Source organism: Microbacterium sp. SORGH_AS_0888 (genome assembly GCF_030818905.1).
GTDB lineage: Bacteria > Actinomycetota > Actinomycetes > Actinomycetales > Microbacteriaceae > Microbacterium.
On sequence record NZ_JAUTAZ010000001.1, the window covers coordinates 2,372,552 to 2,385,743 of the forward strand.

Sequence of the window (13,192 nt, forward strand, 5' to 3'; positions counted from 1 at the left end):
CCGGGCGGATCGGCCGCCTACACCCGTTCGAGCTGCTCGAGGAGACGGGCGAGGCATGCGTGGAGCCGTCGGGCGCTCTCGAGGGAGACGTCCAGGGTCTGCCGCCCCTCTGTTATCGCGACCCACACCGCGGACGAGTGAGAATATCGATAGGCGGCCACGCTCAGCTCGGTCGCCTCTTCGCTCCTCCCCTCTCCGTCGCATCCCGGGGGCAGTGGCACGACCGCCGGGAGGATCTCGAAGCAGCTCTGGTGATAGCCCTCCTCGTCGTGATCGCCGCAGCACCACTCCGGGCAGGGATCGGACGAGGGGGACGGCGCTGGGACGTCGGTCATAGGGGCTCCTTATCCAGCTGCGATGACGCGGCGAGGGCTACCCAGCCAAGTTGACGGTCGGCTCGGAGTCCAGCCGCAGGGAGGACGATCGGATGTCGAACCGCGCGGACGCGCGGATTCGCATATGCCGGTGGGGTCATCCGGGGGTCGTGAGACGAGACGCGCAGGTGCCTCCGCGCCGGCGTGTCAGGCAGGACTCGAGGAGTCAGGTCGTCTCCGCGAAGACGATCATGTTCTGCGTCGACGGACTTCCGTCCGGCTTCTCGAGGCATGTGATGACGACCAGCCGGCCCGGGACGTCGGCCCACACCTGTGCGTCGTAGGGGAGCTCGTCCTTGGTCACCGTCGTCGTCGCGGTCACCGAGTAGCGGACCCCGGACACGACGACCGACTCGCCCGCGTGCAGCGTGGACCGCCCGCCGGGTACGTCCGTCAGGTAGTCTCCCGGCGCTGTGCCGCCGCCGCGGAGCGCGTGCATGACGACGTAGACGGTGCCTGCCCGTGCATCGCCGACCGAGACGCCCAGGTTCCTGACCCAGTATGCGGACCGATAGCCGGGCGGGGTGATCTCTCCGTCGGTCTCATCGATCGCTCCCAGGGGCACGCTGAGCCCGACCGAGGGGACCTCGAAGACGGCGCCCGTGTCGTCGACCGCGCGGGACTGCTCGCGGGGGACCGCCGTCGTACCCGGATCGAGCTCGACCGGACGGCCGTCCATGCTGATCGCAGGAGCATGCCCGGGTGTCCGTCCCGGAGACATCAGCAGCACCGCGGACACGACCACCGCCATGGTGGTCGCTGCAACGATCACAGCGACCACCATGGCGCGGCGCTTCGAGCGCCGGTCCATCATCGCGAGCCGGCGACCTTGCGACGAATCAGCAGCCAGACGGTGCCCGCCGTGACGGCCGTGAGCGACGCGCCGAGAGCGAGCGCGAGCGGCACCGTCCCGTGGCCGTCGGAGACCGCGGTGCCGCCGGTGTTCACGTGGGGGCCGAGGGCCGCGGGCGCCGCCGTCGGAGATGCGGGGGATGTCGGCTGTGTCTGAGTCGGGGTGATTCCGAGCGCGTAGGAGCTCTCGCATTTGGGCTGGCTGACCACGTCGGCGCAGGTGTCGGAGGCCGAGGCGACCGCCGTGTTGACGACGATGCCCGAGAGCGCACCGATCCTCACGGTCACGTGGACCGTCGCGCTGCCTCCGGAGTCGATGTCGCCGACGTCCCACGTGACGACGCCGTCGGCGTACCGTCCGCCTGCATCCGCGGAGACGAAGGTCATCCCCTCGGGGAGGCGGTCGCTGAACGAGACGCCCGTGGCCGGCGCGGTGCCGAAGTTGATGGCGCTGATCGTGTAGGTGACCTCCTGGCCCGGGGCGGCGTCCCGGACGGGAGTCGTCTTGCTGAGGAAGAGGTCGGGGGTCAGGGGAACGGTCGGTGCGAGCAGCTCCCACCACAGCCCCGAACCGGAACTGCCGGGCACGACCCCTTGCAGCGTCACGGTGAGCCTGGTCAGCTCGCGCGTGGTCTGGAACGTCTCGGTCACGTTGTCGCGCGACGAGTCGTTGTTGCACGGCGACTTCGGCGCCAGGGAGTACGTGGTTCCGTCCTGCGTGACCGTGGCGGGGTCTCCCGTGCCCTCGTTGCTCCAGTACTGCAGCCAGTCGCCCGGTGCATCGGAGGCGAAAGCGGCCCCTTCCGAGGTCGTGCCGTTGCACACGTCGACGTCGTTGGCGCTGAGGATCGCGCCCGCGGGAAGGCGGCCGCCGGACAGGCCCGAGAAGTCGTACGTGTAGGTCCACGTGCCCGTCTCGCCGACGAACTGCCAGCTGTCGGAGTACTGCGTTCCCACCGGAGGCGTCTGCGTCGGGTTTCGCATCACGGGGAGGGTGCCGTCCGACGAGCTGTTGAAGGACGCCCGCCCGCCGCCGCTGTTGCTGACGGTCACGTCGAAGGTGCCTTCGAAGCCTCGGGCCCGCACCTGGCCGGAGTCGGAGGGGGCGTCCCGGAAGCTCCCCACCTGGTGCGTCGTCGTCGCCGGGTCGTACTGCGCCGGCGTGGACGGATCCAGCTGATATCCGACGGCGCCGTCGGCGAGGGGGGCCGAGGGGCCTCCGTCGGGATGGAGCGGGGAGAGCGTCGTGGCCGCTGACGCGGGCGACGCGATCGCCATCGTGGCGAGAGCCCCGGCCGTGAGCGAGAGGGTCATCACCCTCGCAGCTCTGGCGAGATGTGCTCTCGGGTGTGTCGTTCTCATGGTCTTCCTCCTTCTCCTCGCATCGCGCCGTACCCGCGCGGCGATGCGCTGTCGTGAGGTTCGGCGGACACGTCGGCGGAGCAACCGCGCTGTGAATCCCTGGTGATCACCCGTGTCATCCCCCTCGCGCCCCACTGACGGGTCGCTACTTATAAGTAGCACACCTCGAACGCCGGGATCTACCTGTCGCGGGTAGTGTGGCCCCGGTGGAAGGTGACTTGCAGCGGGTGCTCGGTCGGAACATGCGTGCACACCGGCAGCGGCTCGGCCTCAGTCAGGAGCAGTTCGCAGAACGCCTCGGTTACCACCGCACCTACATCGGCAGCATCGAGCAGGGGCTTCGCAACCTGAGCCTGCGTTCCCTCGAGACGCTCGCGGAGGATCTGCACGTCGATCCTCTGGATCTTCTGCGGGACGATTCGGCGAGGGATTGACGGCGGTCGTCCGCGCCGCGGGGGGTCAGGCGTTCCCGGCGATCGTGCCGGTCTGGCAGTAGCGTGATCCCATGACGGTGGCCCAGCTCGACGATGTGCTCTACCCGCCGATCGAGCCGTACGAGACCGGCATGCTGCTGGTCGGCGACGGCCATCGGCTCTACTGGGAGCAGTCCGGCAACCCCGACGGCAAGCCCGTCGTGTTCCTCCACGGCGGGCCGGGCGGCGGCACGAGCGCGTGGCATCGCCGCTTCTTCGACCCGGAACGGTACCGGATCGTGCTGTTCGACCAGCGGGGATGCGGCAGGTCCACGCCGCACGCGAGCGCGCCGGACGCCGACCTGACCTACAACACCACGTGGCACCTCGTCGCCGACATCGAGCTGCTGCGTCGCAACCTCGGCATCGAGAGGTGGCAGGTGTTCGGCGGTTCGTGGGGCAGCGCGCTGGCGCTCGCCTACGCCGAGAGCCACCCCGAAGCGGTGACCGAGATCGTGCTGCGCGGCGTCTTCACCCTCCGCCGGCACGAGCTGGAGTGGTTCTACGAGGGGGGCGCGTCGGCGATCTTCCCCGACCTCTGGGAGGACTATCTCGCAGAGATCCCGGTGCTGGAGCGCTCGCGGCTGATCGAGGCCTACCACCGTCGCCTGTTCGACCCCGACCCCCAGGTGCACCGGCCCGCGGCGCTCGCGTGGACGCGGTGGGAGGCCTCGACCCTCACGCTGCTCCCGGACGCGGGCACGGTCGAGGCCATGACCGACCCTGACACCGCGACGGCGTTCGCGCGCATCGAGAACCACTTCTTCGTGCACGGCGGATGGTTCCGCGAGGGACAGCTGATCGAGGACGTCGACCGCATCCGCCACATCCCCGCCGTGATCGTGCAGGGACGCTACGACGTGTGCACGCCCATCATGACGGCCTGGGATCTGCATCGCGCGTGGCCCGAGGCCGAGCTCGTGGTCGTCCCCGACGCCTCGCATGCCGCGAGCGAGCCCGGCATCGCCGAGTCCCTCCGCCGTGCCACGGACCGGTTCGCCGGCTGACCCGTTCGACCGCCCGTCTTCGACAGGAGCACGCCATGGACGAGGAACTCGCCGCCAGCATCGATCGCCGGCTCGCGGAGCGCTCCCTCGGGCGCGACCGTCTGCCCCCGGGGCCGATGTCCGCGGGTGCCGCGTACCGCATCGTGCACGACGAGGCCCTCCTCGACGGCAACGCGAGGCTCAACCTCGCGACGTTCGTGACCACCTGGATGGACGACGAGGCCGACCGCCTGTATGCCGAGACGTTCGACAAGAACATGATCGACAAGGACGAGTACCCCTCGACCGCCGCCGTCGAGGAGCGCTGCTGGCGGGTGCTCGCCGACCTCTGGCACGCGCCGAGCGCGCGCCACGCCATCGGCACGTCGACGACCGGCTCGAGCGAGGCGTGCATGCTCGCCGGGCTCGCCTTCAAACGCCGGTGGCAGCACGCTCGCAAGGCCGCCGGCCAGGACGCCTCCCGTCCGAACCTCGTGATGTCGTCCGCCGTGCAGGTGTGCTGGGAGAAGTTCTGCAACTACTGGGACGTCGAGATGCGGCTCGTTCCGGTCAGCGAGGCGCACCCCGTGTTCGACGGGCACGACCTCGACAAGCACGTCGACGAGAACACGATCGGCGTCGTCGCGATCATGGGGGTGACCTTCACCGGGGCGTACGAGCCGGTGGACCGGATCGCCGCGGCGCTCGACGCGATCCAGGCATCGACCGGGCTCGACATCCCGATCCACGTCGACGGCGCCTCCGGGGCGATGATCGCCCCGTTCCTGCAGCCGGACCTGGAGTGGGACTTCCGGCTCGAGCGCGTCCACTCGATCTCGACCTCGGGTCACAAGTACGGCGGCGTGTACCCGGGCCTGGGATGGGTCGTGTGGCGCGAGGAGCGATGGCTGCCCGAGGATCTCGTGTTCCGTGTCTCGTACCTCGGTGGCGACATGCCGACCTTCGCGCTCAACTTCTCGCGCCCGGGCGCGCAGGTGCTGCTGCAGTACTACCTCTTCCTGCGGCTGGGCTTCGAGGGCTACACGGCCGTGCAGCAGGGGGCGCAGGATGTCGCGGTGCACCTGTCGAGGGCGATCGGCGCGATGCCGGCGTTCCGCCTGTTGAGCGAGGGCACCGACATCCCGGTGTTCGCGTGGACGATGGCCGACGGGTACACGCAGACCTGGGACCTCTATCACCTGAGCGATCGGCTGCGGATGCGCGGCTGGCTCGTGCCCGCCTACCCGCTGGCGAAGAACCTCGAGAAGATCACGGTCCAGCGCATCGTGGTGCGCCGCGACCTCAGCCATGACCTCGCCGACAAGCTGCTCGCCGACATCGAGGCGGAGGTCGCCTACCTCGACCGGCTCGAGTCGCCCATGCCGCGAGAGGGCCGGCGCCCCTCCTTCCATCACTGACGGCGCGCCGCGGGAGGGCGCTCGCCCGGTGCCGTCTCCCGGTGCCCGACTCGTCGTCGGGCCTCCGGCTACGCGCCCATCGCGCGCGTCAGGGTCACCGCCAGGCCCACCGGGTCGTGTCCGGCGAGGTATCGGGTCAGACCCTCGCTGACCGCCGCCGCCGTGCGGGAGCTGACGAACCATGGGGGCTTGGGCAGGACCGTGAACCGGCCCCGGGCGCCGAGCGACCGCGGGAACGGACGGAACGGCCCCCGCAGCACGGATCGCTCGACGTCCTCGAGCAGGCTCGTGTTGTGCACGACGCCGAGCCCGCTGCCGACCTCGGCGATCGTCCCGCCGGGGAACGCGCCCCAGGACAGGACCGGGGTCGCGAACAGCACGCCCGTCCAGGTGTTGATCGCGATGCCCCCGTACCGCAGGTCGGCGATCGCCCGTTCGAAGCCCGCGCCGAGCGTGTCCTCGGTCACCGGGTCGATGAGCACGTTCGCGCCCAGCGTCCCGGCGAGACACTCGTTCGCGTGGGCGACGGCCGCGTCCAGGAACGCCTGGCCGAGCCCCGCGAGCTCGACCACGCCGAGCACGGGCGCGAAGTACTCGGTCGACTCGAGCGCCGTCGCGTCCTCGCCGGGCGCGAGCTCGACGAGGCGCCGTGTCCCGTCGCCGCAGCGGATCGCGTCCGGGTAGTCGGCGTCGGCGCGCGCAAGCTTCTCGTCGCTGCGCGGATACCAGACCGGCCGCGCGGGGGCGCTCGAGTAGGCGTCGTGCAGCGCGCGGAGGAACGCCTCGCGCTGCGGCCAGTCCGCCGAGACGAGCACCACCTGCCCCGCGATGCAGTTGTGCCCGCTGTTCTGCAGCCGCATGGTCGCGATGTGCTCGGCCTGATAGCGCAGGTCCGCGTCCGTCCACTCGCCGGGGACGACGATGATCGGCGCGACACCGCCGAGCTCGGCCGTGATGGGCGTCGTGAGCCGGGGCCGGTCGTCGCGGCGGCGGTCGGCGGCGTCCTCGCCGGTTCCCCGAGACGATCGCGTCGAAGGTCGCCGCGGAGCCGGTGATGTGCACGTGCGCGAACGCGTCGTGCGCCGTGAGATACGCGCCGACCTCGCCGCCGCCGCGGACGATCCGCACGAAGCCGGGCTCGATCAGCGGTGCGAGCGCGCGAGCGAAGACGGGCACGAGGGCGTCCTGCGTCGGGTTGACCTTGAGCAGCGACATCCGGTTGCCGGCCAGCAGCTCGTAGAGGACGTCGAGCACGGGGATGGAGCTGATGTTGCCGGCGCCGAGCACGAGGCCGACGTCGGGCTCGTCCGCGGGACGCAGCTGACCCAGGCCCGCCGCGCGGACCGCGTCGGCGGCCGAGACCCCCGGGCGCAGCCAGATCTCGCCGGTGAAGCCCGACAGCAGCAGCCGATCCGTCGCCGTCGCCGGATACACGTGGGCACGGACGCGGTCGCCCGGAGCCGCGTCGATCCGTACGCCGTCGAGGGGGCTCGACCCGCGGGCGAGGGCGCGAAGCGTGCGCAGGTAGCCGTCGAGAGCGCCGAGCACGGCGTAGGGTCCGCTCAACCACTCCTCGCCGCGCAGGGGGTGGCGCACGTCGAGGCCCTTGGCGGTCGCCGCCGCATCCACCCAGTCGTCGACGTTCGCGGCGACGGCCGCGCGCACGCGCTCCAGCAGCGTGACCCGCTGGCCGAGCGTGATCCGCGACCACACCCGTGCGCCGCCGCGGAGCGCCTCGATCTCGCGCTCGATCCCGTCGGCGTCAGGCGGCTCGGGGGTCACGGCAGGGCTCACGGCGGTCTCCTTCGTGCGAGGGCTCCAGCCTAATCAGGGCGCGCCGCTCACATCAGCCCAGCGGCGACGCCGGCGGAGCGCCGCGCGCTCAGATGAGGGAGAGCTCGCGCAGCTTCGTCTCGACGTCGGCGTTGCTGGGCTCCACCTGGTGGGTCGCATCCGGGTAGACCACGACGGGGATGTTGGTGCGTCCCGAGATCTCGCGGGCGACCTCCGCGGCGGCGGGGTCGGCCTCGAGGTCGACGTACTCGTAGGCGACGCCCAGCTCGTCGAGCTGAGCCTTCGTGCGGCGGCAGTCCCGGCACCAGTCGGCGCCGAACATCGTGAGCGAGGAGGTCATGATCCTAGGGTACGGCGCGCCGACACGGCCGGTCGCGGAACACAACCATTGGCTAACGGATTCCTGTGGACTTCCTCAACCCCCAGGTTTCGGCCAAGAGCGCATGCCACGATGAGAAGGTCGTTCGGGTTCTCGAGCGGTGTCCCACTGTTCGCGGAGGCGAAACGCATGCAGGTCACGATCGTCGTGCCGACGTTCAACGAAGCGCCCAACGTGGCAGAGCTCGTCCAGCGGGTCGCAGGCTCCGCACACGGGTACGACCCCGAGATCCTCTTCGTCGACGACAGCACCGACGACACGCCCCGCGTGATCGAGCAGGTCGCCAAGAGCGCGCCGATCCCGGTGCGGCTCATCCACCGCGACCACCCGGTCGGCGGTCTGAGCGGCGCGGTCACGACGGGTCTCGCGGCGGCGACCGCAGACGTGTGCGTCGTCATGGACGGCGACCTGCAGCACCCGCCGGAGGACATCGCTCGCCTGGTGACGCGCTTCCGTCGCGGTGACGTCGACATGGTGGTGGCCTCGCGCTACGCCGAGGACGGCAACTCCGCGGGCTTGGCCGACGGCTCCCGCGTGCTCGTCTCCCGCGGCTCGACGCTCGTCACCAAGGCGATGTTCCCCATCCGGCTCAAGGATGTCTCCGACCCCATGACCGGGTTCTTCCTGCTCGACCGCCGCGCGGTCGACGTGGCGGACCTGAAGCCGCGCGGGTTCAAGATCCTGCTCGAGATCCTCGCCCGCGAGTCGCTGCGGGTCGCCGAGATCCCGTTCTCGTTCGCCAGCCGTCACGCCGGCGAGTCGAAGGCGACCTTCATGCAGGGCGTCAACTTCCTCGCCCAGCTGACCGCGCTGCGGTTCGGCAAGATGTCGGTCTTCGCGCTCATCGGCGCGTTGGGCGCCGTCGCCAACCTGGCGATCGTGTGGGTGCTCTCGCACATGGGGGTCCACGACCTGCCGGCGATGATCGTCGCCGCGGAGATCACGATCATCGCGAACTTCATCCTCCAGGAGCGCTTCGTCTTCCAGGACATGCGCGCAGAGGCGTCCGGGGTCTTCAGCAGGTTCGCGAAGTCCGCCGCGTTCAACAACGCGGAGCTGATCATCCGCATCCCGATCACGGCTCTCATGATCTCGAGCTGGCACATCTCCGTCGTGATCGCCACGGCGATGACGCTCGTGGCCGCCTTCATCGTGCGGTTCCTGTTCCACTCCCTCGTCGTCTACGCGCCCCGCCGCTCGGCTGCGCGCAAGGCGTCGCCCGCCACGCGCTTCGTCGAGGAGCTCGACCGGCAGTCGCTGTCGCCCGGCGAGCTCTGAGCCGCACCCGACGTACCCTCGCGGGCGCAGCCGATCGGCTGCGCCCGCGTCGTGTTCCCGCCCGCGTTCGAGAGTGTGGGCACTCACACTCTGAGGTGTGCCTCGCCGCATCCTGAGTTGTGCGTAGACACATCGCGCGGCGACCGTCGAGGCTTGTGTGTCGAAGGGGAGTAGTTCCACCCGGGCGGTATGCCCGGGTGCGCTGCGTCGACATGCTGGCGGTCACGGTGACACGCCCGGCGCGGCACCTCGACCCACGAGGCGAACGAGACCTTCGGCCGCTCCTCCGGCCGGGGTCCCCTCCTCGGCACGGCACGTCGCAAGGAACCTCGCATGCCCGCCGCCCTCGTTCGCCGCGTCCTGATCTGTCTCGCCGTCGCCGCGCCGGCCCTCGTCGTCCGCCTCTCCGGCACCCACCTCTGGCCGGTGGCCGAGATGCTCCTGTACGGCGCCGCCGTCGTCGCGGCGGCCTTCCTGCTGGCGTGGGCCGCCGAGGCGGCTCAGAAGGACATCTCCGGCGCGCTCGCGATCGCCCTCCTCGCGCTGATCGCGGTCCTGCCGGAGTACGCGGTGGACCTCTACTACGCCTTCCGGTCGGGCTCCGACCCGGAGTACCTCCACTACGCCGCGGCGAACATGACCGGCTCCAACCGGCTGTTGCTCGGCTTCGGCTGGCCGCTCGTCGTGATCGTCGGCCTGGTGGTCGCGCGCCGGGCCGCGCGGGCTCGCGGGGCGCGCGCTCCGCGCTTCCTCGCGCTGCCGGAGAAGAGTCGCCTCGACATCGGGTTCCTCGCGATCTTCGGGATCGTCGCCTTCGCGATCCCCGCCATGGGTGCCATCCCGGTGTGGTTCGGTGTCGCGCTCGTGATCGGGTTCGGGCTCTACCTCTGGCGGGCCGGCCGGGTCGACGACGGCGGCGACGAGGAGTTCGTCGGCGCCGCAGCGCTGATCGCGGGGATGCCGACGGTCGCGCGCCGGGTGACCGTCGGCGCTCTGTTCGTCGGCTCCGCGGCGATCATCCTGCTCTCGGCCGAGCCGTTCGCCGATGCGCTCGTGGCCTCCGGCTCGTCCCTCGGCATCGACAGCTACTTCCTCGTGCAGTGGCTCGCCCCGCTCGCCTCGGAGGCGCCCGAGTTCATCATCGCCGTCATGTTCGCCCTCCGGGGGATGGGCGCGGCCGCCATCGGGACGTTGATCGCCTCGAAGGTGAACCAGTGGAGCCTGCTCGTCGGATCGTTGCCGCTGGCCCACCTCGCCGGCGGCGGCACCGCCGCGCTACCGCTCGACGCGCGGCAGATCGAGGAGTTCGTCCTCACGGCCACGCAGACGCTGCTGGGCGTCGCCCTCCTCCTCGCCCTGCGGTTCCACGGATGGGCCGCCATCGCCCTCGCGGCGCTCTTCGCCGTCCAGTTCTTCGTCACCGACACGACGGGTCGCTACGTCCTCAGCGCGATCCAGGCCGTGCTCGCGGTGACCCTCCTCGTCGTGAACCGCCACGCGATCCTCCCGACCCTCGCCGCGCCGTTCCGTCGAGCCCGGCCGGCCCCGCTCGCGCCCGCAGAGCCCGTCGCCGGGATGCGCTCGTAGAATGGCGGAGATGTCCCGTGCGTCCGTCACCCGCATGGTCGAGGACTACGTCACGCTCATCTGGAAGGCGTACGAGTGGCCCGGCGGGGAGCCGTCCACCACGGACCTCGCCGCCCAGCTCGGCGTGACGGCCTCGACCGTCTCCGCCAACCTCAAGAAGCTCGCCCGCGACGGCTTCCTCCATTACGAGCCCTACGGGCGCATCGAGCTGACGGGCGAGGGGCGGCAGGTCGCCGTCGCCGTGGTCCGACGCCACCGCATCCTCGAGACGTACCTCGTGCGGCGCCTCGGCCTCACCTGGGATCAGGTGCACGAGGAGGCGGACCGGCTCGAGCATGCGGTCTCGGACCTCGTGCTCGACCGCATGGATGCCGCGCTCGGCCATCCGGCGCGCGACCCGCACGGCGACCCCATCCCGGCGGCGGACGGGAGCGTTCCCGCCGACGACAGCTACCCGTTGAGCGAGGCGTCCCAGGGCCAGGTCGTGGATGTCGTGCGGGTCTCCGACCGCTCCGCCGACGTGCTGCGCTATCTGCAGGAGCGCGAGATCACGCCGGGCGCACGGCTGCGGATCGCAGAGGTCCACACCGCGGCCGGGACCATCCGCGTCGACACCGCGGCGTCGAGCGTCGAGCTCAGCACGGTCGCCGCGAGCGCGCTGCGGGTCGCTGCCCCGTCGGGGCGGTGAGCTTCGCGCTCAGCCGATCTCGGAGATGAACTCGCTGAGGCTCGTGCCGTAGTTGATCCGGATGCAGGGCAGCGCGAGCTTGTCCGTCCCGGGCCGAACGTACCCGTGCTCTGTCGTGCGCGCCATCTCGAAACCCGCCTGCCGCAGGCCCTGCTTGGCCGTGTCGTTGTAGTGCCCGAAGGGGTACGCCATCACCTCTTTGGCGCCCAGGATCTTCGCCGACGCCTCCATGTCGGCGGCGATCTGGTCGGCCGTGTAGTTCACCATGCGACCTTTGCCGTTGGCGCCGGCCTCGTGCATGTCGTCCGTGTGCGAACGCTGCAGCACGTAGGGCGAGGGGGTCGGCTCGTGCCGCCACTTGGTGATGACGAAGGATGTCGCCAGCAGCCTGTGCTTGTTGATGATCGGCACGCCGAGGGTCAGCCAGGTGGCGTCGGCGTCGTCGTCCGTGATGATGACCGAGTTGCGCGGCAGGGACAGCTTGCCGTCGATGAACGCGCTCAGCTCGTCCCAGGTCGGCAGATAGAAGCGGTTGTCCGCGATGTGCGCCATCTGCGCGTCGAAGTCGGCCGTGTAGATGTAGTTGAGCTTGAGGGAGTTGTCCTCGCCGGCCGGGTTGGTCGTGAACTGGTGGTACATCAGGATCGGCACGCCCACATCGGCCGCGGCGACGGCCGCCGGCGTCGTCCACGCGCCGTAGACCGTGATGCGCCGGTGCTCGCAGCTCACGAGGTCGGCGCCGTTGATGCGGTCGATCGTGCTCTGCGAGGCGGCGGCGGCCGGGCTCGCGTACCAGCCGGCGAAGACCGCGCCGTCGCGGTGCGGGATCGGCAGGTACTGGTAGAGGGCGCCCTGTGTCTGCAGGCGGGGCGCCTCGGCGATGCCGTCGCCGGCGAAGCTGACGGCGCAGGCGTTCGGGTCGGCGCTGGAGGCCAGCAGCGCCTCCTCCGGCGACAGGGGAGTCGGCGTCGGGCTGGGCGCGGGCGAGGAGGTCCGGGGATCCGCCGCGACCGGTTCCCCCGCGCCGGCGACGGCCCGCACCACCAGGACGGCGCCGACCACCGCGGCCACGAGAAGCACCGCCGAGGTCGCGGTGAGCGTGAGTCGTCGCCGGCGCCGTGCGGTCATCCTTCGGGTGCGCTGCTGCTGCCGCGTCGGCTCCATCCGGTCTCCTCCGGGACGAGAGAAATCTCCCCATCCTACGTTGGACGGGTGCACGGACCCGTCAGCGCAGAGGACCGAGGTCGCGCCCGGGCGGGCTCTGCGCGGTCACCGCCTGAGGACTGTGTTGTGGCTCCGACCGGCATCGATCCGGTGACCTTTCGATTTTCAGTCGAACGCTCTACCAACTGAGCTACAGAGCCGCGCACCGAAGTGCCCGTCCATCCTAGGCCGTGGCGGCGATCCGCACATGGTCCCGCGGATCGCCGAGGTGACCCGGAAAAGGCGAAACCCCCGCGATGTAGAAGCTACGCGAGGGTTCCTGGGGTGAGTGTAACGCTCACCCTTGTGGCTCCGACCGGCATCGATCCGGTGACCTTTCGATTTTCAGTCGAACGCTCTACCAACTGAGCTACAGAGCCGCACGGCGATGTCTCGCCGCGTCTTACACGAAGGGCCCTCTTCGAGAAAAGGGCCCGTCGCTTGGAGCGACCCTGACGGGACTTGAACCCGCGACCTCCGCCGTGACAGGGCGGCACGCTAACCAACTGCGCTACAGGGCCATGCTTGTTGAGTTGTGTTCGGAATCTGTGACCCCAACGGGATTCGAACCCGTGCTACCGCCGTGAAAGGGCGGCGTCCTAGGCCGCTAAACGATGGGGCCGAGTGAAACCCCGAATCCGGAGACCCGGCGCTCACGCTTACCGACGCTCAAGCATACGGTCTGGCGCCGCAAATCCCTAATCGGGCTCGACGCGGGCCCGCGCGCCTGGCCGGGCAACTGCTCGACGCGGGCGAGGATGACGGGGGCGCAGGTGCCGGCATCCGCTTCTCCCGTTG

Annotated in this window: 13 protein-coding genes and 4 tRNA genes; 7 read left to right on the plus strand and 10 right to left on the minus strand. The window is 70.4% G+C overall.

Annotation, left to right across the window (positions count from 1 at the left end):
- Positions 1–17 precede the first annotated feature (17 nt).
- From QE381_RS11525 to QE381_RS11535, 3 genes are all read right to left on the minus strand, one after another.
- The gene (locus tag QE381_RS11525; RefSeq protein ID WP_307218312.1) at positions 18–335 is read right to left on the minus strand and encodes a hypothetical protein; all 318 of its coding nucleotides are present in this window, start codon (positions 333–335) and stop codon (positions 18–20) included.
- A gap of 205 nt (positions 336–540) precedes the next feature.
- A complete protein-coding gene (locus QE381_RS11530) occupies positions 541–1,146 on the minus strand; it encodes a class F sortase (RefSeq protein WP_307218313.1) in 606 nt (201 codons plus the stop codon).
- 38 nt (positions 1,147–1,184) lie between these two features.
- Positions 1,185–2,540 (minus strand): DUF11 domain-containing protein, encoded by a 1,356-nt coding sequence (locus QE381_RS11535; RefSeq protein WP_307218315.1) that lies wholly within the window; start codon positions 2,538–2,540, stop codon positions 1,185–1,187.
- 275 nt (positions 2,541–2,815) lie between these two features.
- Between QE381_RS11535 and QE381_RS11540 the strand changes: the two genes are divergently transcribed.
- From QE381_RS11540 to QE381_RS11550, 3 genes are all read left to right on the plus strand, one after another.
- The gene (locus tag QE381_RS11540; RefSeq protein ID WP_307220487.1) at positions 2,816–3,022 is read left to right on the plus strand and encodes a helix-turn-helix domain-containing protein; all 207 of its coding nucleotides are present in this window, start codon (positions 2,816–2,818) and stop codon (positions 3,020–3,022) included.
- A 71-nt stretch (positions 3,023–3,093) separates the two neighbouring features.
- Positions 3,094–4,068: a prolyl aminopeptidase gene (gene pip, locus QE381_RS11545; RefSeq protein ID WP_307218317.1), complete on the plus strand. Its 975-nt coding sequence runs from the start codon at positions 3,094–3,096 to the stop codon at positions 4,066–4,068.
- 35 nt (positions 4,069–4,103) lie between these two features.
- Complete coding sequence (locus QE381_RS11550; RefSeq protein WP_307218319.1) at positions 4,104–5,465, plus strand: glutamate decarboxylase; 1,362 nt, start codon at positions 4,104–4,106, stop codon at positions 5,463–5,465.
- Between the two features lie 68 nt (positions 5,466–5,533).
- Here the strand turns inward: QE381_RS11550 and QE381_RS11555 are convergent, their stop codons facing one another.
- Positions 5,534–6,556: an aldehyde dehydrogenase family protein gene (locus QE381_RS11555; protein WP_307220490.1), complete on the minus strand. Its 1,023-nt coding sequence runs from the start codon at positions 6,554–6,556 to the stop codon at positions 5,534–5,536.
- On the opposite strand from QE381_RS11555, the gene QE381_RS11560 reads away from it, so the two are divergent.
- A complete protein-coding gene (locus tag QE381_RS11560; protein ID WP_307218321.1) occupies positions 6,528–7,292 on the plus strand; it encodes a hypothetical protein in 765 nt (254 codons plus the stop codon). The two genes, QE381_RS11555 and QE381_RS11560, sit on opposite strands and share 29 nt — an antisense overlap.
- 55 nt (positions 7,293–7,347) lie before the next feature.
- Here QE381_RS11560 and QE381_RS11565 read toward each other — a convergent pair whose 3' ends face one another.
- Positions 7,348–7,599 (minus strand): glutaredoxin domain-containing protein, encoded by a 252-nt coding sequence (locus QE381_RS11565; RefSeq protein WP_307218323.1) that lies wholly within the window; start codon positions 7,597–7,599, stop codon positions 7,348–7,350.
- 168 nt (positions 7,600–7,767) lie between these two features.
- Between QE381_RS11565 and QE381_RS11570 the strand changes: the two genes are divergently transcribed.
- The 3 genes from QE381_RS11570 to QE381_RS11580 all read left to right on the plus strand — a co-directional run bounded on the left by QE381_RS11570 (position 7,768) and on the right by QE381_RS11580 (position 11,191).
- Positions 7,768–8,916 (plus strand): glycosyltransferase family 2 protein, encoded by a 1,149-nt coding sequence (locus QE381_RS11570; protein ID WP_307218325.1) that lies wholly within the window; start codon positions 7,768–7,770, stop codon positions 8,914–8,916.
- Between the two features lie 333 nt (positions 8,917–9,249).
- Positions 9,250–10,503, plus strand: coding sequence for a sodium:proton exchanger (locus QE381_RS11575; protein WP_307218327.1), 1,254 nt, complete (start codon positions 9,250–9,252; stop codon positions 10,501–10,503).
- Positions 10,504–10,513: 10 nt separating this feature from the next.
- The gene (locus QE381_RS11580) at positions 10,514–11,191 is read left to right on the plus strand and encodes a metal-dependent transcriptional regulator (RefSeq protein WP_307218329.1); all 678 of its coding nucleotides are present in this window, start codon (positions 10,514–10,516) and stop codon (positions 11,189–11,191) included.
- Between the two features lie 9 nt (positions 11,192–11,200).
- On the opposite strand, the gene QE381_RS11585 is transcribed toward QE381_RS11580, so the two are convergent.
- The 5 genes from QE381_RS11585 to QE381_RS11605 form a co-directional block, all read right to left on the minus strand.
- Positions 11,201–12,355 carry a polysaccharide deacetylase family protein gene (locus QE381_RS11585; RefSeq protein WP_307218331.1) on the minus strand — a complete coding sequence of 385 codons (1,155 nt, stop codon included), beginning with the start codon at positions 12,353–12,355 and terminating at the stop codon, positions 11,201–11,203.
- 127 nt (positions 12,356–12,482) lie between these two features.
- Positions 12,483–12,555: transfer RNA gene (locus tag QE381_RS11590), tRNA-Phe, on the minus strand.
- A 146-nt stretch (positions 12,556–12,701) separates the two neighbouring features.
- Positions 12,702–12,774: transfer RNA gene (locus tag QE381_RS11595), tRNA-Phe, on the minus strand.
- 67 nt (positions 12,775–12,841) lie between these two features.
- A tRNA-Asp gene (locus QE381_RS11600) sits at positions 12,842–12,915 on the minus strand.
- Between the two features lie 28 nt (positions 12,916–12,943).
- A tRNA-Glu gene (locus tag QE381_RS11605) sits at positions 12,944–13,016 on the minus strand.
- Positions 13,017–13,192: the final 176 nt, after the last annotated feature.

Coding starts and splice junctions, on each gene's coding strand:
- QE381_RS11525 (WP_307218312.1), bottom strand. CDS start 335: ATGACCGACGTCCCAGCGCCGTCCCCCTCGTCCGATCCCTGCCCGGAG.
- QE381_RS11535 (WP_307218315.1), bottom strand. CDS start 2,540: ATGACCCTCTCGCTCACGGCCGGGGCTCTCGCCACGATGGCGATCGCG.
- pip (WP_307218317.1), top strand. CDS start 3,094: ATGACGGTGGCCCAGCTCGACGATGTGCTCTACCCGCCGATCGAGCCG.
- QE381_RS11550 (WP_307218319.1), top strand. CDS start 4,104: ATGGACGAGGAACTCGCCGCCAGCATCGATCGCCGGCTCGCGGAGCGC.
- QE381_RS11565 (WP_307218323.1), bottom strand. CDS start 7,599: ATGACCTCCTCGCTCACGATGTTCGGCGCCGACTGGTGCCGGGACTGC.
- QE381_RS11570 (WP_307218325.1), top strand. CDS start 7,768: ATGCAGGTCACGATCGTCGTGCCGACGTTCAACGAAGCGCCCAACGTG.
- QE381_RS11575 (WP_307218327.1), top strand. CDS start 9,250: ATGCCCGCCGCCCTCGTTCGCCGCGTCCTGATCTGTCTCGCCGTCGCC.
- QE381_RS11580 (WP_307218329.1), top strand. CDS start 10,514: ATGTCCCGTGCGTCCGTCACCCGCATGGTCGAGGACTACGTCACGCTC.
- QE381_RS11585 (WP_307218331.1), bottom strand. CDS start 12,355: ATGGAGCCGACGCGGCAGCAGCAGCGCACCCGAAGGATGACCGCACGG.